19 protein-coding genes are annotated in these 18,845 nt (G+C 65.5%); all 19 read right to left on the bottom strand.

The features are described from left to right. Positions 1-17: 17 nt before the first annotated feature. Entirely contained in the window at positions 18-1,229 is a 1,212-nt protein-coding gene (locus LDO11_RS10395; RefSeq protein ID WP_232141483.1) for a glycosyltransferase, read from the bottom strand. Further along, the gene (locus LDO11_RS10390; protein WP_232141564.1) at positions 1,226-2,200 is read right to left on the bottom strand and encodes a glycosyltransferase; all 975 of its coding nucleotides are present in this window, start codon (positions 2,198-2,200) and stop codon (positions 1,226-1,228) included. The genes LDO11_RS10395 and LDO11_RS10390 overlap by 4 nt, the downstream gene beginning before the upstream one ends. A gap of 1 nt (position 2,201) precedes the next feature. After that, on the bottom strand, positions 2,202-3,716 hold the full coding sequence (locus LDO11_RS10385) for an O-antigen translocase (RefSeq protein WP_232141482.1): 1,515 nt from the start codon (positions 3,714-3,716) through the stop codon (positions 2,202-2,204). Continuing rightward, entirely contained in the window at positions 3,713-4,816 is a 1,104-nt protein-coding gene (locus tag LDO11_RS10380) for a DegT/DnrJ/EryC1/StrS family aminotransferase (protein ID WP_232141481.1), read from the bottom strand. The genes LDO11_RS10385 and LDO11_RS10380 overlap by 4 nt, the downstream gene beginning before the upstream one ends. Next, on the bottom strand, positions 4,813-5,226 hold the full coding sequence (locus LDO11_RS10375; RefSeq protein ID WP_232141480.1) for a sugar 3,4-ketoisomerase: 414 nt from the start codon (positions 5,224-5,226) through the stop codon (positions 4,813-4,815). Before LDO11_RS10375 ends, LDO11_RS10380 begins: the two co-directional genes overlap by 4 nt. Further along, positions 5,213-5,701: an acyltransferase gene (locus LDO11_RS15790; RefSeq protein WP_305068845.1), complete on the bottom strand. Its 489-nt coding sequence runs from the start codon at positions 5,699-5,701 to the stop codon at positions 5,213-5,215. The genes LDO11_RS10375 and LDO11_RS15790 overlap by 14 nt, the downstream gene beginning before the upstream one ends. After that, positions 5,694-6,146 carry a hypothetical protein gene (locus tag LDO11_RS10360; protein WP_232141479.1) on the bottom strand — a complete coding sequence of 151 codons (453 nt, stop codon included), beginning with the start codon at positions 6,144-6,146 and terminating at the stop codon, positions 5,694-5,696. Before LDO11_RS10360 ends, LDO11_RS15790 begins: the two co-directional genes overlap by 8 nt. 11 nt (positions 6,147-6,157) lie before the next feature. Then, on the bottom strand, positions 6,158-6,655 hold the full coding sequence (locus tag LDO11_RS10355) for a helix-turn-helix domain-containing protein (protein WP_232141478.1): 498 nt from the start codon (positions 6,653-6,655) through the stop codon (positions 6,158-6,160). Further along, a complete protein-coding gene (locus LDO11_RS10350) occupies positions 6,652-7,173 on the bottom strand; it encodes a hypothetical protein (protein WP_232141477.1) in 522 nt (173 codons plus the stop codon). Before LDO11_RS10350 ends, LDO11_RS10355 begins: the two co-directional genes overlap by 4 nt. A 46-nt stretch (positions 7,174-7,219) precedes the next feature. Then, positions 7,220-8,503, bottom strand: coding sequence for a Vi polysaccharide biosynthesis UDP-N-acetylglucosamine C-6 dehydrogenase TviB (tviB, locus tag LDO11_RS10345; protein WP_232141476.1), 1,284 nt, complete (start codon positions 8,501-8,503; stop codon positions 7,220-7,222). A gap of 47 nt (positions 8,504-8,550) precedes the next feature. After that, the gene (locus LDO11_RS10340) at positions 8,551-9,588 is read right to left on the bottom strand and encodes an NAD-dependent epimerase/dehydratase family protein (RefSeq protein WP_232141475.1); all 1,038 of its coding nucleotides are present in this window, start codon (positions 9,586-9,588) and stop codon (positions 8,551-8,553) included. 98 nt (positions 9,589-9,686) lie between these two features. Then, a complete protein-coding gene (locus tag LDO11_RS10335) occupies positions 9,687-10,886 on the bottom strand; it encodes an O-antigen ligase family protein (protein WP_232141474.1) in 1,200 nt (399 codons plus the stop codon). 209 nt (positions 10,887-11,095) lie between these two features. Next, a complete protein-coding gene (locus LDO11_RS10330; protein WP_232141473.1) occupies positions 11,096-11,539 on the bottom strand; it encodes a hypothetical protein in 444 nt (147 codons plus the stop codon). A gap of 141 nt (positions 11,540-11,680) precedes the next feature. Next, positions 11,681-12,841: a tetratricopeptide repeat protein gene (locus tag LDO11_RS10325; protein WP_232141472.1), complete on the bottom strand. Its 1,161-nt coding sequence runs from the start codon at positions 12,839-12,841 to the stop codon at positions 11,681-11,683. After that, the gene (locus LDO11_RS10320; protein ID WP_232141471.1) at positions 12,838-14,112 is read right to left on the bottom strand and encodes a DnaJ domain-containing protein; all 1,275 of its coding nucleotides are present in this window, start codon (positions 14,110-14,112) and stop codon (positions 12,838-12,840) included. The genes LDO11_RS10325 and LDO11_RS10320 overlap by 4 nt, the downstream gene beginning before the upstream one ends. 111 nt (positions 14,113-14,223) lie before the next feature. After that, positions 14,224-16,503: a GumC family protein gene (locus LDO11_RS10315; protein WP_232141470.1), complete on the bottom strand. Its 2,280-nt coding sequence runs from the start codon at positions 16,501-16,503 to the stop codon at positions 14,224-14,226. Positions 16,504-16,527: 24 nt separating this feature from the next. After that, positions 16,528-17,205 (bottom strand): polysaccharide biosynthesis/export family protein, encoded by a 678-nt coding sequence (locus LDO11_RS10310; RefSeq protein ID WP_232141469.1) that lies wholly within the window; start codon positions 17,203-17,205, stop codon positions 16,528-16,530. A 54-nt stretch (positions 17,206-17,259) separates the two neighbouring features. Further along, a complete protein-coding gene (locus LDO11_RS10305) occupies positions 17,260-18,054 on the bottom strand; it encodes a tyrosine-protein phosphatase (protein ID WP_232141468.1) in 795 nt (264 codons plus the stop codon). A gap of 121 nt (positions 18,055-18,175) precedes the next feature. Further along, positions 18,176-18,718: a gamma carbonic anhydrase family protein gene (locus LDO11_RS10300; protein WP_232141467.1), complete on the bottom strand. Its 543-nt coding sequence runs from the start codon at positions 18,716-18,718 to the stop codon at positions 18,176-18,178. Positions 18,719-18,845 lie beyond the last annotated feature (127 nt).

Here is an 18,845-nt window from a genome sequence, read left to right as displayed (position 1 = left end):
GGAATGATCGGGTTCGCTCACGCGTCTTCGCCCATGCCGAGAAGCGCGCGCAAATATGACTCGGCACATGCGTCGAGCGAGTAGCGTTCCTCACCAAGAGCGCGGCAGCGTCGGCGAAACCCCTCCCGGTCGGGCAGCACCGTGTCCACGAACCAGTCGGCTGCCGCTGCAAGCTGTGGCGTCTCGAGAGTTGCGACCACAAACCCGCAGTCGACCGGCATCGAAGACGAGTCGCCAATCCCCCCGGTTATCACCGTCGGGACCCCACAAAGCAGATATTCCCCAAGCTTGATCGGTGCCGCAGCTCTCATCGAAAGCGTCTGCTGGATGAGTGCGACGCCTAGGTCGGCACACGCCAGATGTGCTGGCACCGTCTCAGGGAGCACCTGCTTGATCAGCACGACGTCGCGCAATGCCGGCTGCTCACCCAAACCCAATTCGACTTCACCCGGGTCGTTGGTGAGGATCAGGAATCGGGCATCTTCCCGTCGTTTCCGCACTGCTTTGAACAGATGCAGCATTTCCTGCAACCTGTATTTCGGACCCATGGATCCCGCATACACGATCAGGGGTTCATCCGGCCGAACCCCCAGACTGGCCCTCATGAGGTCGCGCAGAGCGGGCGAACCGGTTGCAAACGCACCACTGTCACGGCCATTCGCCACGACGTGAAACCGGGATGCATCGGTACCGGCACCGGCTCGCGCTGCAAGGATCTGGACGGCCTGTGAAGATCGCACCAGCACTCGATCCGCGCGGCGAACCGCCTGCGCCTCGACGTCACGCAAGAGGCGGTAGGAAGCGCTGTTGGCACGGTCCCCTGCGAACTCCACCCGTTCGTCCAGTGGAAGGCCGTCGGCATCGAATATCACCCGTCTGCCAATCCTCTTCGGCGTCAACAGCACAGCAAGGGCGGGCAACGTGCTTCTGGGCATCAGCACATCAATCGCGTGCTCGCGAATCTGCCTTCGTACATGCCAGGCCCCGAATATCGCGGTCAGTAGCGCGCCCAACGCCTTCGGCCTCCTTGCGACAATCACCGGTCGATAGGAGAACCCCGCCTCCTCGCACGCCCTTCTGGTGCGTTCAAGTCGTGTCGGATCGCCCCAGGTGAACTGCAGGATGTGGAAGTGAAAGCCAGCCGCCGCAAGCCTGGTAAAAATTGGCAGGAACAGAGTCTCGAGGTAGGGAACCTGCGGGCCATCCCACGTGATGAACAGGATTCTCATGCTGCCGATCCAACTCCCTGGAGTTTCGCCTGGACCGAACGAAGCAGCAGCTTCGCGATTTCCGGATCCTTGGCCGCGGCCGCAGTGGTCCGCCACGTAAGCCGGGGGAACTGTCGGTAAGCCTCAAGCCGCCTCGCGGTCCTCCGTTCCACCCGATCCAGTTCTTCAAGCAGCACCCGCGGATTGCGCTCCAGCGCAGGGGTCCTGGCAAGCGCCACTTCAAGGTCGCGCCGTCTCTGCGCCAGGCCGGTCATCGCCCATTGGCTTCGCCTTGCCGCCGCAGCATACAAGGCGGCCTTGTCCGCGACTGCGCTGAAATTGGTGATGTTCTCCGCGTGGGTCCGGTAGCTGACGAGCTTCTCGTCGACGTAGCGGATTTCACCTAGCAGATAGCTCCGGAACGAGATCGCATTATCTTCGAAAACCACACCCTCCAGCAGCGGGCCGAAGAAGTCGAAGACGTCCCTGCGCCACGCATGCGTGGCCCCGATCAGGGGGCGCTGGTTCCGGACCATCGATCTGTCCGTGTAGCCGGACGGGTTGCCAGGGAATTGCCGCTCCAGCGCCCTCCCGTCGTCATCGATGTAGGTTGCGCCCGACCATACAGAGTACGTGTGCTCGGGATCGCTCTCGAACACGCTCATGACCTTCGAAACCCGTCCGGGATGGGAAATATCGTCTCCGGCTGCAACAACGATGACCTCACCGCGGGCCAAGCCCATGATCTTGTTGACATGCCCTCCGATGCCGAGATTTTCGCGATTCCGGTTCAGGACGAGATCGTGCGCCCCGTCGTAGCTGTCGGCGAAGTCACGAATGATCTGATACGTGTTATCGGACGACGCATCATCGGAAATGATTATCTCCAGTCGCCCATAATCCTGGGACACGGCTCCAACAAGCGCTTCGCGAATGAAGCGCTCCTGGTTGTATGCGAACAGCGCAAACGTGACCAGTGGTTGTTGCTGCATCTCAGTCACGCCATACCCCCGCCTTCATCATCAGACTTCTGCTCGCTGCCGCGATCCGACCCAGCGGCCCGCCCAGGTTTGCCATGTGGCCGAGTCTTGCCAGGCCGGACAAGCCAAGCGCCCCCGCGGAAGCCAATCCCAGCCCAGCCCCCAGCCACTTCGACCATCCACCCACAATGAACACCAGCATCGCCAGCACAAAGATGACGAGCAACTGGGCCAGCACCTTTCGCCGCCATCTAAACCCTGTTCGCCGCCGCGCCAGCCAGTACACCAATGGCAGATACAGCACATACATGCCTAGAAACGCCAGTCCAGTCGCCTCCACGCCCACTACAGGGAGCGCAATCCAAGTCAGGGCAATCAAGGCGCCCATCGCTATCGTTTCTGCGATCAGGTAGACGCGTCCGTCGCCGGCGGCCAGCATGACGAAGCCCAACGGCCAGCTCGCAACCTTCAGAACGTCGCCCAGCACCTGCCAGCGCAACACGCTGACAGCGTCATCGAACTCCTTCGAGTAGAGCAGCTCAATCAGCCAAGGCGCCAGGCCAAGCATCCCGAGCAGAAGAGGCCCTGCGAGCAGCAGCGCAACCTCGCTTTGCTCGTTCACTAGCGCGTTGGTAGCCCGGTGATCGCGAATGGTGGCGGTGAGGCGCGGGTAGTAATCGGTGCCCATGGCACCGAGCACGAGACCGATGTAGGTCATCGCAATCATCCATGACGCTTGGAATTGACCAAGCGCGTCTACGCCAAGTTCCCGCTGCACCAAGATCCGCATTGCTAAATGCCCAGCCGTGCCCACCACTCCCGCGGCCATGAACGCGGCGCCAAGCCGCGCGAGCGTTGCCCACTGGTGGGCGAGTGCAGGAAAGGAGGTGGCCGGCGCCACGATCGGCGGGAGGCGCGACACGTACCATAGGCTTGCCGTGAAGCTTGCCAGTGGCGTGGCCAGGATAAAGGCGAGGAGCCCGCGTTCTCCCCAGACCGCCAGCGCGCAAACCCCGAGAGCAGCTGACGCGAAGCCGGAGGCGATGCTCACGCGCGCCAGGTCGCCGATTCGGCGAAGTCCGTTGAGCAAGGCCGCTTGCGAACCAGATGCCACCGTAAGTGCCACCCCAAGGGCAAGCCAGCCGATTGAGCCGCCCATTGCAGGGTCATGGAGTACGTGGACTGCGATCAGGTCGCGCAGCGTCCACACGAGCATCGCACCGAGTGCGGCCAAGCCAAGAGTGCCCCAGAACAGGGCGCGGCGGGCGGCCGCTATGGCTGCGTCGTCGTCTCGTCCGACGGCTTCGGCGATCTGCCTGGTGCCGACGGTGCCGAAGCCCAGTGCCGACACGGCCGACGCAGCGGACATCAAGCTCTGCAACAGCCCGATCATGCCCACCCCGGCCGGCCCCAGGAGCACCGCCGCCACCTTCATCTTCACCAGGCCGACCAAGATGTTGATCAGTGAGGCGCCGCCGATGATGGACGACGAGCGCAGGATCTGTCGGTACGAACCGCTCTCGCTCACCTTGACAGCACTGCCTCTGCAACGGCGGCAACAACTTGTTCCGCAGCTTGGGCCGAAAGTTGCGGTCCGATCGGGAGGCTCAGCACTTCCCCCGCCATCCGCGAGGCTAGCGGGAACGCGTCCGCACCGAACTGGGCGTCGGCATAGGCCTGCTGCTTGTGCGGGGGAATCGGATAGTGGATGAGACAATCGATACCTGTCTCCGCAAGACGCCGTTGCAACGCATCTCGTTGCGGGTGCCCGACCACGAACAGATGCCACGCAGGCTCGGCCCAGTCGGGCACGTGCGGCAGCACCAGCCCGGTGTCGCGCAGTCCGTCCAGGTAGATCCGAGCCAGCGCGGCGCGCCGGGCGTTCCAGGCATCAAGGTGGGCGAGCTTGACCCGCAGCACCGCGGCCTGCAGAGGGTCCAGACGGCTGTTGTAGCCCTGCACTTCATTGACGTACTTCACCCGCGAACCGTAGTTGCGCAGCACACGCAGACGATCGGCGAGCGCGTCGTCATCGGTGGTGACGGCACCGCCGTCGCCCAGCGCGCCCAGGTTCTTTCCGGGATAGAAGCTCCATGCCACGGCATCGCCGTGCGCACCGAGCCGTTTGCCCTTGTAGCGCGCGCCGTGCGCCTGCGCCCCATCCTCCAGCACGCGCAGACCGTGCTTGCGGGCGATGGCCAGGATCGGATCCATATCGGCCGGCTGGCCGTACAGGTGCACCGGCAGGATGACCTTGGTGCGCGGGGTGATGGCGGCTTCGATCCGTGCCGGGTCGATGTTGTGGGTGGCCGGATCAGGCTCCACCGGCACCGGCACCGCGCCACACTGGCTGACTGCCAGCCAGGTGGCGATATAGGTATTGGACGGGACGATGACCTCGTCGCCCGGCCCCACGCCCATCGCGCATAGCGTCAAGTGCAGGGCGTCCAGACCATTGGCGACGCCAATGGCGTGCCTGGCATCGCAATAGGCGGCGTAGTCGGTTTCGAAAGCGTCGACTTCCGGGCCAAGGATGTAATACCCACTCGCCAGGACGCGAGAAACGGCGGCATCAATCTCTCCCTGCAGCTCGCGATACGCTGCCCCAAGGTCAAGAAAAGGGATCACTGCGCCAGCCCTTGCGCTTTCATGTAGTCACCATAGTCCCGGTAGTAGTCGTCTTCGTCGTAGCGGTTCGAGGCCAGCACCATGCAGACAGAGCCGGATGAGAAGTTGTCCAGCTCGCGCCAGATCATCGAGCAGATGTACAGGCCCGTGTAGGAACGGTTGAGATGGAAGCGCCGCTTCTCGCGCCCGTCATCCAGCATTACGTCGAAGCTGCCCGACATGGCCACGATCAGCTGCTGCAACGCCTTGTGGGCATGCCCTCCACGCTCCGCACCACCAGGGACGTCGTACAGGTAGTACACGCGCTGGATGTCGAACGGGATGTGCTGTCCACCTTCGACGAAGGTCAGGTTACCCCTCGGGTCGGAGATTTTCGGCAGGTCCACAAGACGACAATCATCGAGCGGCATGTCGATCCTCCGCCACGACTCGCGCAGGGTTGCCAACGACAGTTGCCCCATCTGGTACATCTTTTGTCACCACCGCGCCTGCGCCGACCATCGCCCCCTGTCCAATGCGGATGTCTGGAAGGATTACAGCCCCTGCACCAATGGAGCATCCCTTCTCCAGGTGAGTCGCCAACAGCTCGAAGTCACGGCGGCCGCTACGGGGATGACGATCATTTGTAAACGTCACGTTCGGACCGATGAACACGTCGTCGCCAACCCGCAACCCATCCCAGAGCTGGACACCGGACTTCACCGTCACCCGGTCACCAATCACGACATCATTTTCGATCAGGCAGTGCGAGCAGATATTGCAGTCGGATCCGATCACGGCTTGGGGCAAGATCACCACGTACTGCCAGATCCGGGTCCCCTCGCCGATCTTCGTTGCTTGCACATCGGAAAGCGGATGAATCTCCGCAGGCCGCGCGTCAATCATTGGTGTCTACCCGAGCGGATTCCCGCTTTGCCAGCCCCCTGAAATCAAGGCAAGGCAACAGCACGGGCCCATACCGATGGCGAGCGCTGAGTGTCAGCAGTTGCTCGCGCATGGCGCCATACAGGATCGACGCACCATTCACGGCCACCAGCCGCCTGCGTTCGTCCAGGTCCCCATCATGGTCGATGGTGAACAACCCCTCGGCTTCGATCATGAAGCTGTATGGAAACACCGAGTCATCGGCAGGAGCATGGTCGAGCTTGAGCGTGACCACGAACTCATGCGGATCGACAGTGTCCGGTTCCGCATGGGAGATTTGTGGCTGCAACGCTTCGGCCTGAAGCGCGGGATACATCTGCCCGGCGTCCAGATGCGGGAACTCCACCACCTGTGCACGACAGGAGAGCGAGAACGCATTGAAGTGGTAGTGCTTGAGCTGAAGCATGGCCGCTTGCATTAGCAGGCCTCGCGCATCATGGGGAGATCGTTGAACACGTGCCCTGTTTCGACCAGCCGGTTCATATAGGACGCGCGCTGCCAACTGTTCTGGTTGAGTCGGCGCGCCGTTTCGAACATCGCCTGGGTCCGGGCATGGGCGTGCTGCGCGTCATCAAGCAGCCGACGGATGTCGTTCTTGATGTGCGGGACTTCCCACGGCTGCGCCGCTCGTGCCTGACGCGACCCACGCAGGATGACGTCGAACTCCAGCCCGATCGCCTCGCAAAGCTCGTGCAGGGTCTTCAGCGTGAGATTGGCACCACCGCCCAGCACCTTGCTGATGCGGCTGGGCTTCCAATCGAGCTTCTCCGCCAGCTGGGTCCGCGTCATGCCTGCTTCGTGCAGTGCGCGCGCAAGGTCGGTGGCGATTTCCTGCGCCTTGATCTCGAAACGGAAATCGGCGTCTTCCCAGACGTCGCTGAACAGGGCGGTGATGTCGTTTCGGGGCTGCTTCATGGTGTTGCTCCCGGAGGGGCGGGCGGGTTTTCGACGTCGAAAAGCCTGAGCGAGCCGGCTTTTTCAGCGTCGAGGAAAGCTTTGACTTGCCGTTCAAGGGCTGAGGTTTCAGCAGTCGACAGCTTGTCCTTGCGCTTCACCAGCGCATCGGTCAGCAGGATCAGGCGGTCCTGGCCATAGTGGAAAACGATGCGGATGTCGCCGTTGCGGATCCGCCAGAGCACGTGCTCCTGCCCGTCGTGACGGAAGCGGTGGATGTCATGGCATTGTTTCTCGTCATAAAACACCGGCAGAGGCTTTCCCGAGGCGGCCACCTTCACCAGCTTGTCCAGAGCGGCCAGGGCGGCCTTGCGGTCCCTGATCGACTGCATCCCAGCGATGTGCTGCAACAGCTGGCACGCCGCAGCGTCCGCCTCGTCACACGGGGCGTAGAGACGCCAGCAGCCGGGCTCGGCGACCGGCTCCGGCGTTTCACGACCCAAGGCCCGATAGTTGATCCGGAGGAGGTGGAGGGGCATTTTAACTTATAAGTGAAGTTTTGGGGAGACCTTGGAGCACCGAGGCTCAGAGTCGCCCATCCACCGCTTCCCGCGGCAACACATACTTCACGTCATACAACACCGCCCCCGGCTTGCCATGCGCGCGTATCCCCGCCGCACCCAACTTCCGGAACTCGTCGTGCCCCACCGCCACCACGATGGCGTCGTACTCCCCCTCGCCCGGCTTGCACAGGCTCAGCCCGTACTCGTGCTTCGCCTCGCCCGCGTCCACCCACGGGTCGCACACGTCCACGCGCGCGTTGTAGCCCTGCAGCGCACCGATGATGTCCACCACGCGCGTGTTGCGCAGGTCCGGGCAGTTCTCCTTGAACGCCAGCCCCAGCACCAGGATGCGTGAGCGCACGGGGTTGATCCCGTTGCGCACCATCAGCCTGATCACCTGGTTGGCCACGTACTCGCCCATGCCGTCGTTGGTGCGGCGCCCGGCCAGGATCACGTCCGGGTGGTGCCCCACTTCCTGCGCCTTGTGGGTCAGGTAGTACGGATCCACGCTGATGCAGTGCCCGCCCACCAGGCCCGGGCGGAACGGCAGGAAGTTCCACTTGGTGCCGGCGGCTTCCAGCACTTCCAGCGTGTCGATGCCCAGCTTGTTGAACAGGATCGCCAGGTCGTTGACCAGGGCGATGTTGAGGTCGCGCTGGGTGTTCTCGATCACCTTGGCGGCCTCGGCCACCTTGATGCTGCTGGCCTTGTGAGTGCCCGCGGTGATCACGCTGCGGTACAGAGCGTCCACGAAGTCGGCGGCCGCAGGCGTGCTGCCCGAGGTCACCTTGAGGATGGTGGTGACGCGGTGTTCCTTGTCGCCCGGGTTGATGCGCTCGGGGCTGTAGCCGCAGAAGAAGTCCTGGTTGAACTTCAGGCCGCTCAGCTGCTCCAGGATCGGCACGCACACTTCTTCAGTGCAGCCGGGGTACACGGTGCTCTCGTACACCACCGTGTCGCCGGGCTTCAGCACCTTGCCCAGTGCTTCGCTCGCCTTGCGCAGGGGCGTCAGGTCCGGGCGGCGGGCGCTGTCGATCGGCGTGGGTACGGTGACGATATAGACGTTGCAGCGCGCGATACCCTCGGGTTCGCTGGTGAACTCCAGACGCGCGGCTTCCTTCAGCAGCTCGGGCTCCACTTCCAGGGTGCTGTCGCGCCCGGCGCGAAGTTCGCCGATGCGGGCTTCGTTGATGTCGAAACCGACGGTGTCGTACTGCTTGCCGAACTCGACCGCCAGCGGCAGGCCTACATAACCAAGGCCGATGATGGCGATGCGGGTGTGGGCGGGATCCGGGGGGGATTGCACGTAGGTCATCCTTGTAACGGCGTCGCGGTGTGCCGGTGGAGCGGCGGTCAGGCGATGGTGGCGTGGTGGCTGGCCACATACCATGGCACTGCTTCGTCGAGCCCCTGGGTGAAGCGATGGGTAGGGGCATAGCCCAGCAGGCGCCGCGCCTTGCCGATATCAGCCTGGCTGTGGCGCACGTCGCCAGCGCGGAAGTCGCGGTAATGCGCCTGTACGGCCGGCTCGACGCCGTGCGGTCCAAGGCGCTGGCGCAGGGCATCGAACAGGCCATTGAGGGTGGTGCGGTCGCCCACGGCCACGTTGTAGACCTGGTTGAGCGCTTCCGGGTTCGTCGTGGCAGCAGCGAGCAGGTTTGCCTGCACCGCATTGGCCACGTAGCAGAAGTCGCGGCTGGTCTCGCCATCGCCGTTGATCCACACCGCGTCACCGCGAATCAGCGCCGCCGTCCACTTCGGGATGACCGCGGCGTAGGCGCCGTCCGGGTCCTGCCGTGCACCGAACACGTTGAAGTAGCGCAGCCCGATGCTCGGAAAGCCGTAGCTGCGGGCAAACACGTCGGCATACAGTTCGTTGACGTACTTCGTTACGGCGTACGGGCTCAACGGGCGGCCGATCGTGTCTTCCACTTTGGGAAGGCCGGGGTGGTCGCCATAGGTACTGCTGCTGGCGGCGTAGGTGAAGCTGCGCACACCGGCATCGCGTGCGGCCACCAGCATGTTGAGGAAGCCCCCGATGTTGACCGCATCCGTGGTCCGCGGGTCTTCCAGGCTGCGCGGCACGCTGCCGAGCGCCGCCTGGTGCAGCACGTGGTCCACGCCGGCGCAGGCGCCATGGCAGGCCTGCGCGTTGCGGATATCACCGTCGATGAAGCGGAATCGTGCCCACTGCGCGGCGCTCACCAGCCCGCGCACCTCGGCGAGGTTGCGCTGGTGGCCGGTGCTGAAGTCGTCCAGACCAACGACATGCTGGTCGAGCCGCAGCAGGGTCTCCAAAAGGTTCGACCCGATGAAGCCGGCCACGCCGGTGATGAGCCAGGTCCGCGGGGCGGCAGGCAGGGCCTGCAGGAGGTGCTGGTATGCAGTCATTTGCGGGTGGAGCGTCCTGGTGGTGCGGTGATGCAGGCAGCATCCGGAAGTGCAAGCCCGGGTGCATCCGCGTCGAGCCTGTTGGATGCAGCCACCGATTATGCCGGGTTCGGGCGGGCGTGACGGGTCGTGGCTGCAACGGCGGCCAGCGCGGCGGCGACCGCCAGCATCGCTGGCGTACGGAGCGGGTAATCGACGTACGAGTGCGCCAGCACGACGACGAGACCGAGCAGCGCGGCCTGCGGCAGGACACGCTGGCGCGCCGGCAGGCGACGGATGGCGCCAATTGTGGCAACCAGCAGCGCCGCGCCTGCGAGCATGAGCGCGACTGCGGGCAGCCCCGCCTCGAGCGTCCATTGGAGGTACTCGTTGTGGGCGTGGTTGACGTAGTCGTCCATCAGCAATTCGTCCGGCGCTTCCTGCTCGAATACCGGCACGTAGCTCCCGACGCCGCTGCCAGTGGCCAGGTAACGGCTGGCGATCTCGCCAGTGGCCGCGCGCAGCGGCGCACGCAGTTCGTCCACTGCATCCAACTGCATCCACCGCAACGCGGCCAGCAGGCCACTACCGGCCACCGCCACGCCACCCACGAGTGCGAGACGGCCGCGGCGCGAGCCACGCCACAGCGGCCACTGCAACGCTGCAACCATCCCAAGTGCCAGGATCACCAGCACCACGCCGGCACGCGAGCCGGTCAGTGGCAGGGCGACAAGCGACAACAGCAGGACCACCGTGCTGCCCAGGACCGCCAGCGCCCGGTGTCGTCGGCGCTGCGGCCATGCACCCAGGGCATGCGCCAGACCCGCGCACGCCAGCGTGGCGGCAACTACGAGCAGCGTGGCCTGGTGGTTGGGATTGGCGAAGAATCCGTTCATCGCCGGGGCCCACTGCGGGTAGGGGTTCAGAACACTTTCCTGTGGCGCGCCGAGCTGTGCGACGCCCAGCAGAAGGCTCCCCATCGCCAGAGCGACGACCGTCATGAGCACGATGCGCTGGCCGGTGGCGGGCAGCCCCAGCGTCAACACGAACACGGCCGCAGCTGGAAGCAGTGCCAGCACCGCACCGCGCACGCCAACGGGAGCCAGCGTCCACTGCGCGGGCGCTGTCGCGCCCATGGTCAACAGATCGTGCTGCAGCTCAAGCCGTCCTTTGCCCCCCCACTCGGCAGGAACAGGCACCAGCTGGAAAAGGGGAAGCAGGACAACGAGCGCCGCGAACACCAGCCAGGCTGCCGGCAGCGTGCCCAGGGGGGCCTGCGCCCTGCGCCACGCACCCCAGGCCAGCAACGGGATACCCATTGACGCGGCGACCGTCAAACCCGCTCCTGTCTGTTGCGAACTCCCGCCTGCCAGCAGCGTGACTGCAAGGAGGCCGCATGCCGCACACGCGGCTGCGACATCCCCCGTATCCATGGCGGTGTGCGAAGTGTCCATCCGGCGCATTACCTGATACGCAACGAAAACGGGACGGGGGCGACCCCGTCCCGCTCGTTACCACGCGATGTGGATCAGCGGCTGATCGGCGGCGGAGGCGGCGCCGGCTGGTCATCCATCGTGGCTTCGGCAATGCCGGCGATCGCGGCGACCGAGCCGCCGATGATGCCCACGGCGGCCAGATCGACGCCGGCGGCAGTTCCGCCACCGGCAGTGGCACCACCGCTGGTGCCCGCGGCGGCCACGCAGGTTGCCGGCACGCTGAACACGCCTGCGGTCGACAGCGCCTGCGAGCACCCATTCGGATACACCAAGGTCGCGCGGCTGCCTTCGGCAAGCATGACGCGGCTGCCGGAAGGAACCTGGCTACCCGATGCCGCCGGCGTGAACTCACCGCCCTGGCTGATCATCGCGCTGCCGGAATCAACGCGAAGCGTTGCGGTGACCTGGTCCTGCGCAAAGGCGGGAGCCGAGATTGCGGCCGCCATCAGCGCGGCGAGATAGAGGGGCTTGTTCATATGGCGTCCTTCCGATGTAGGGGGTATCCGACCAAGACAGGCCGGCACACAGGATAAGCCCCCCGGGAGTCGAACGCAACGCCCTTCAGCGCAAATTTGCTGCCGAATCAAGCGGATATGTGACGTTTGCGTGTAGAAGGCTCAATGAATGCGCTCGATCCGTACGTCGGCAACGTGCAGTTCGCCGCGCAGTGCCTGTGCCACCCCCTGCGGGGCGGGGTTTACCAGCCGCAACCACTGCCCTGCACATTGGTTGTCGTCCGGCACGGTGAACTCGAGGCTGGTATCACGCCAGCTGGTGGCGTCCTGGATCCTGGCCCCGGTCGCGATGGGGGTACGATCGCCACACGTAAGCGACCATTCCAGCCCGCGACTGGCTCGGAGGCCGACGGTGCGCATGCGCACATGCAGCCGGTGCGGGCCCGGCGCCAGCAGCAGTGGCTGCTCGAGCCCGACCGCGGCCACCGGCCGGCCCAGGAAGGTGAAACGCATCGCGTGGCCATTGTCGAGGGCAATACGCTGCGCGACGACACCGGGTGTGCGGCGCAGGCGCCAGTCGAACCCGACGGACGAGGGCGGCCGCGAGAAGTCCCCGTTCCAGGGTTGCTGCAAGCGCTCCACCGGTCCGGCAAGCGTGCCGGCCCAGTGCGCGTAGGCTTCACCCCAACGGCCAGCGCCGATCAGATGGTCCAGCCAGCGCGCGATATCGGCCTCGTCGAGTTGGCCATGGTGCCCCAGCGCGCCATGCAGGGTGTCGACCGCTCCGGCCGCACCATGCCGCTGCGTATGCCGCAGCAGTCCGGCGCGCCATCGCGGGTGCTGCGCGAAGTGGCGCGCAATCGCATCCGCAAACTGCGGATCGGCGGCAAGGTCCCCCAACGCCGCGAGCACAGTGTCGCGATGACGGGGCGATACCGTCATCAACGCGTCCAGATGACGCATTGCGCTCGCGTAGTCGCCATGGCGCAGGTGGTGCGCGGCCAGCCAGCTGCGGGTATGGGGATCCCGGGGTGCCCGCCGCACGGCGATTTCATAGCGGGCAAGGACTTCTTCTTCCGTGCCGTTGTCGGCAAGTGCCCGCGCGAGCAGCGCGAACGCTTCGCCGTGCAACGGCTCACGCGCAAGCACTGCGCGTGCAACTGTCGCCGCCTCGTCCCGCACGCCCGCGGCCAGGTGCGCCCGCGCCTGGGCCAGGTCGGTTTGGACGTCGTCTGCATCCCCACGCGTGGCGAACAACCAGCCCGAGAGGCCGACGAGCAGGAGCAGGAAAATGCCGAACACCACTTTGCGCAGGGGCGTCATCGCGCCGGCTCCAGTTGCACGCTCGCAACCTGCCAGTGGTCCAGTCCACGCTCGAGGCGCACGTGCATCAGCCCCGTTTCCATGGTGGTACCGAGATGTTCGAGCTGGTAGGCCGTGTTGAGGCTGGCGGCCTCGTCGCCGAGGGTCCAGTTGGGCGAATGCAGGGCAAGTTGCGCCTCGTGAACAACCGCCACGCGCGACTCCAGTCCGGTCCGAACCGCCTGCACGGTGCGCTCGACCGCGGTGCTACGCCAACTGGGCGGTGCGACCGCCGGCGACACCAGGTACCTGGCCAGGTGCGCCACGGTGGCATCAGCTTCGCGGAGGAGCTGGTAGGGGTCGGGAGCTGGCGATGCCGGCGCTACCGGGACGGTGTCACGCTGCAATGGGGCAGGCGGGTCATTCACTACGACCGTCGCGGCTGGGCCCGCAACGACGGGTTCGTCCACTGCCGGCGCCGTGACAGGCACGGGCGATGGTATTTCAGGTGTTGTCGTTTCAGGCGGGACCGGACCGGAAACCAGGGAGCGCGAAGCCGCGGGTTGCTGCCCGGTTGCAGGCGTGATGGACGTGATCTCGCGCTGGGGCGGCAGCGCATGCGCCGCGGGCTTCGGATTGCGTTCTGGACGCGAAGTGCCAGGGGTCTCCTCCACGGCTGCGGGTCGGCTGGCGATCTCCCGCGTCTGCGGTGATCCGGCCTCGGCGTCGAGGTGTGGTTCGTGCGCCCGTGCAGGCGGCTCATCCCAGTCGACGATCCTGCCATCGCCGCGCACGGCCACCCAGGTCAGCATCAGGCAGAGCAACGCCAGCAACAGCACAAGCAACGGACCTGTGCGGCTTGCGGACTGACCCATGGCGACTGGCACGGCGAGCCCAGGCGCAGGCCGACGCACTCCAACAGGGCGGATCTCCTCCTGTTCGATGGCTGGATCGAACATGGCGTCATACCGCCGCCGCAGCGATGGGGTACGGACCTGGTTCCAGGCCTGGTTCACCCGGTGCGCGAAGGTCTCCTCCCATTCGAGCGCACCGGGATTGCGATCAGGGTGCAGCCAGCTCAGCAGCAGGCGGTGGTGCCTGCGCAGTAACGCGTCGCTCGATCGGGCATCCCCTCCGAGCACGCGATACGCATCACCGTTTGCGGCGAACAACACCTGCTGTACGAAGAACCGGGCAGCTTCCCGCAGGTGATCCGGCGCGACCCGCATCCGCTCCGCAGCCGAGCGCTGCGCGGACGTCGACCCGGACGCCACTTCGAGGAGTTCGGTCATCCCCCCCGGCAGCGGCCGTGCCCACAGCACATTCCGATGCGCCGGTGACCGCAGTAGCCCCAGCGCGAGTTCGAGCGCCTCTCCCCCTGTGGCCATCACGTTGCCCCCGCGTCAACCCTTGCCCAGCTTGGGCGTGGTTCCGTAGGCGTAATAGGACTCGTAGTCGTAACCGTATCCGGCGACCTTGGCGTCGTAGTGCGTCAACAGTCCCCCGATCAGGTGCGCCCTCGCCGCCGCCAGGCGCTTGATTGCCGACTGCGCCGTCTTGATGCGCGTCTTGCCGGAATACACCACCAGCAGAGTTCCGCTGACGACGTTCGAGAGAATGGGGGCATCGGCGATGCCTAGTACCGGTGGGCCGTCGATGATCACCTGGTCGTACTTCTCTGCGGCGATCGTCAGCATCGACAACAGCCGGCTCCCTGACAACAGCTCGGCGGGATTGGGTGGCAGGGGGCCGGCCAGGATGACCTGCAGCCGCTCGTCATCGGTGTCGCGGATCACCTGCGAAATGCTGGCGGCACCGGCAAGCAGGCTGGAGAGACCCTGTTCCGCGCGCATGCCGGTGACCCGATGGAGCGATGGATTGCGCAGGTCGGCTTCGACCAGGAGCACGCGCTTGCCGAGCTGGGCGAAGTTGCGCGCCAGCGTAAGCGCCGTCGTCGACTTGCCCTCGGCGGCGCTGGGACTGGTGACCAGGAGCACCTTGGGCACACCGCGATCAGTGGAGAACTGCAGCGCCGTGCGCACCGAGCGGTAGCTTTCCGAGAATGCCGACCTCGGGTCGGCGAGGGCCTCGGCCACGGTGCCCTTGCGCAGGTTGGGCACCACGCCCAGAAGTGCCAGGCGCAGGTGCTGCTCGAGGTCTTCGGGTGTCTTGATCGTGTCGTCGAGGAACTCGAGCACGAATGCGACCAGAACCCCGAGCATCAGGCCCAGCATCAGGCCAATCGCCAGGTTGAGGGGCAGGCTGGGCTTGTAACGACTGGTCGGCACCATCGCGCGATCGACGATGGAGATGTTGTTCGTCCCCACTCCCGCGCCGGCGGCCACGCCGACTTCCTTGTAGCGCTGCAGCAGGCTGTCGTAGAGCTGGCGATTGGTGTCGGCTTCGCGACGCAGGATGTTGTAGTCGATCGAACGGTTGTCGACATCCAGCGTGCGCGTGCGCAGCGTGTTGAGCTGGGCGACCAGCATGTTTTCCCGGGACTGTGCGGCGTCGTATTCCGCCCGGATGGAAGCACGCACGGAGGCACGTTCCTGTTCGATCTGCCGGTCGACCTCCTCGATCTGCCCCTGCAGCGCCTGCATGCTGGGATAGTCCGGCTTGTAGGTCTGCAACTGCTGCTGGTACTGCGCGTTGAGCGTGGCGCGCTGTTGCTGCAGCGTGTTGAGAATCGAGTTGCTGATGGCGCCGGCCGGCAGCGCACCGCCCCCGGACACCTGGTTCCACGCGGCCTGCGCGCGGATGCGCTCGCTCTGCGCAGCCGCCAGCGCTTCGTTGAGCGCACCCAGGTTCTGGCTTTCCAGGCTTTGCCCGCTTTCGCCACTCGCGACGATGTTTTCCCGCGAGGCGAAATCGACAAGTGCGCGCTCGGATTCTTCCAGCCTGCCCTTCGCAAGCGCGAGCTGCTCTTCCAGGTACCTGCTGGCATACGAGGACGCGTCGAACTTGCGCTCGATGGCATGGGCGATGAAGCCGTCGGCGACCGCGTTCACCACTTGCGCACTGAACGCGGGCAGGGTCGAATCGAAGTGCACGCGCACCAGCCGCGAATTGCGAACCGGCTCGACCGTCAGTCCCTGTCGCACGATCCCGACAGCCTGTCCCAGGTTGGCGAGCTGGTCGGCCTCGGCTTCCGTTTCGCCTCCAGGCTCCGCGCCGTCGCTGGACTGGGGGCGCAGCGCGCTGGTGGCGCGTTGCCACCAACCTGTCGCATCCAGTCGAGCCACCGTCGCGGCGTCGATGTTCAATTCGTTGGCGACACGTTCCGCGAGGGAGCGGCTCTGCAGCAGCTCGTATTGCGTGGTCAGGAAGTCCGGTGCCGCAGCTTCCGCGTTGCCAACGCCCTCGACCTGCAGGATCTGCACGGATTCGCGATCGATCTGCAGGACTGCCGTCGCCCTGTAGATCGGGGGCATCATCAGGGTGGCGATCAGCGCCAGCGCCACCACTGCAGCAAGGATGCCGAGCACAAGCCACCGGCGTTTTACCAGGATGCGCCAGTACGCGAGAAGATCGATTTCGTCGCTGTCGGCGTCCTTCCTCTCGTCGAACATCTCCACCGCAAGCGCGCGGGAGCCAGCGGGCTGCAGGGGCCTGTCGCTGTTGGCCGGAAGGTTGCTCCCGCTATCGCCATCCGGCGGAACCGGAAGCTGGTCGTCATGCATTGGTGGCTATCCTGTTGAATCCGTTCAGAGCGCGAAGAACAGGCCGAGGGCCGGAACCGTGCGCAGGAACTCCCGGAACGCGGACTTGCTGCCCGAGCGTTCAATTACGATGACGTCGTCGCCATAGATCTGCGGATCGGGCATGGCACCGCGTCGAACCGCGGCCATGTCGAACGCCGCTGCCATGCGCTCGCCATTCACGTGCCGGAACAGCACGATGCCTTCAAGGTCGGCGAACTCGTCGAGCCCCTCGGCCATGGCGATGGCCTGCAGCAGCGTGGTACGGCCGGTCAGTGGATAGATGCCCGGTTTCTTGACCGCCCCCTCCAGGGTCACCCGCTGGCTGGTGTATTCCTTGACGAAGATGCTTACCTGCGGATTCTGCAGGTAGCCTTCCGCATACCGCGTTGCCAGGTCGCGCTCGAGTTCGGGGATCGTGCGGCCGCCGGCCATCACGCTGCCGACCAGTGGCACGTTGATGAGGCCGTTGGAATTCACGCGCGCCTGGTGCTTGAGTTCGTCCACCCCGAACACGCTGATCTCCAGGAGATCCTGCGCCCCGATCCGGTAGTCCGTCGCGCCTTCGTAGGCACCGGAGTCGGTCGTGGTATCGGGCGGCGGGAGCACTCTGCCCATGTTCACGCTATGCGCGGACCGGTTGGGCGAAGCGCACGCCGACAGCACCAGCGCGAAGAGCGCCACAAACAGGAGTCGTGAAATCTCTCTCATCGGGCACCTCGTGGGATCAGGGGGACATCAACTCGCACGCAGCAACCTGCCCAGAAAACCACGTCGCGGGGACGGTGGCGCAGGTGCCACCAGGGGCGGCAGTGTATCCGGTGCGCTGTTGGCGAGGATGCCGGCCGGCCGGGAATCAACCAGATGGCGCGCCTCCTCCTGTCCCACCAGCGCCGCGGCGGCATCACGGGCTTCGGACAGCACCGGAGGCCGCCGCCTGGGATGGTGGGCATCGGTTGCCAGCAGATGGCAATGGCCCTCGCCGATGAATCGCTCCGCCCAGTACTTGGGCCGGCGACCGTGGCCACCGGTGAGCGCGGCAGCCGTCACCTGGATCCAGGCGCCGCGGTGCGCCACCCTGACAAACGTGTCGAAATGCTGCTCCACCCATGACAGCCGCTCCGGATGCGTGATCACGGGGACAATTCCTGCGGCCAGCAACTCGAACAGCGTCTCCTCCAACCGCGGCGGTGCCACGTGGTGGGGGGGCTCGAACAGCAGGTAGCGTGAACCGGCAATGGTCGGCACGCGTCCGCTACGGATGCCTTCGACCAGACCGTGGTCGAGGTGGACGTCGGCGCCCTCGACCAACCGCATCGGGATTCCCTCGCGATCGAGTTCCGCCTGCAATGCGAGGACGGCCGCCCGGATCTGGGGGCCGGTGTTCTCGTACAGGCCCGGGTAGATATGGGGCGTACACGCCGTCACGCGGATGCCATCGTCCACGGCCATGCGCGCCATCTGCAGCGACATGGCGAGATCGGTCGAACCGTCATCGATACCGGGGAGCAGATGACAGTGAAGATCGAACATGGACGGATCGCCTACCGCGAGAGTCAGACGCAATCATCGCGACGGCGTGAAAAGTTGAGGTGAAAGCACGGCACCGGCGCGGAATGATAGATGCCGCGCTTCATAACGCAAATCTGGGCACCTAGCCGAGCGGCCCGCGCAGGTATTCGTCCTTCAGCCGCACATAGTGCGCGGCGCTGTAACGCAGGCCCTCGATCTGCGCGTCGGTGAGCGTGCGCACCGGGCGCGCGGGGTTGCCGACCCAGAGCTCGCCATCACCCACCACCTTGCCCGGCGGCACCAGCGCGCCGGCGCCGACCATCGCATTGTCGCCGACGGTGACGCCATCGAGCAGGATCGCGCCCATGCCGATCAGCGAGGCGTTGCCGATGGTGCAGGCGTGGATGATCGCCTTGTGGCCGATGGTGACGTCGGCGCCGATCGCGGTGGCGAAGCCGCCAAGCTTCGCGTGCGGGCCGTCGTGGCTGACATGGATCACGCTACCGTCCTGCACGCTGGTGCGCGCGCCGATGCGCACGAAGTTGACGTCGCCGCGGATCACCGTGCCCGGCCACACCGAGACGTCGTCGCCGAGCTCGACATCGCCGATGACGGTGGCGGCGGGATCGACGTACACGCGCGCACCGAGGCGTGGATGGCGGTCGCGGTAGGGACGCAGATGCATGGCGGTGCCGGTTCCGATGGTCGGGGCTGGGGAGGATACCGTGCGACGCCATGACGGCCGGCGCGGCGGGGTGCATGGATCCGTGTGCCCAAGGGGACGTGCGCCTTTATTTCCGTCGTGAACTTCC

The sequence above is a fragment of the Alterluteimonas muca genome (assembly GCF_021191595.1).
Lineage (GTDB): Bacteria > Pseudomonadota > Gammaproteobacteria > Xanthomonadales > Xanthomonadaceae > Luteimonas > Luteimonas muca.
This window is presented reverse-complemented; position numbering and strand designations above follow the sequence as displayed.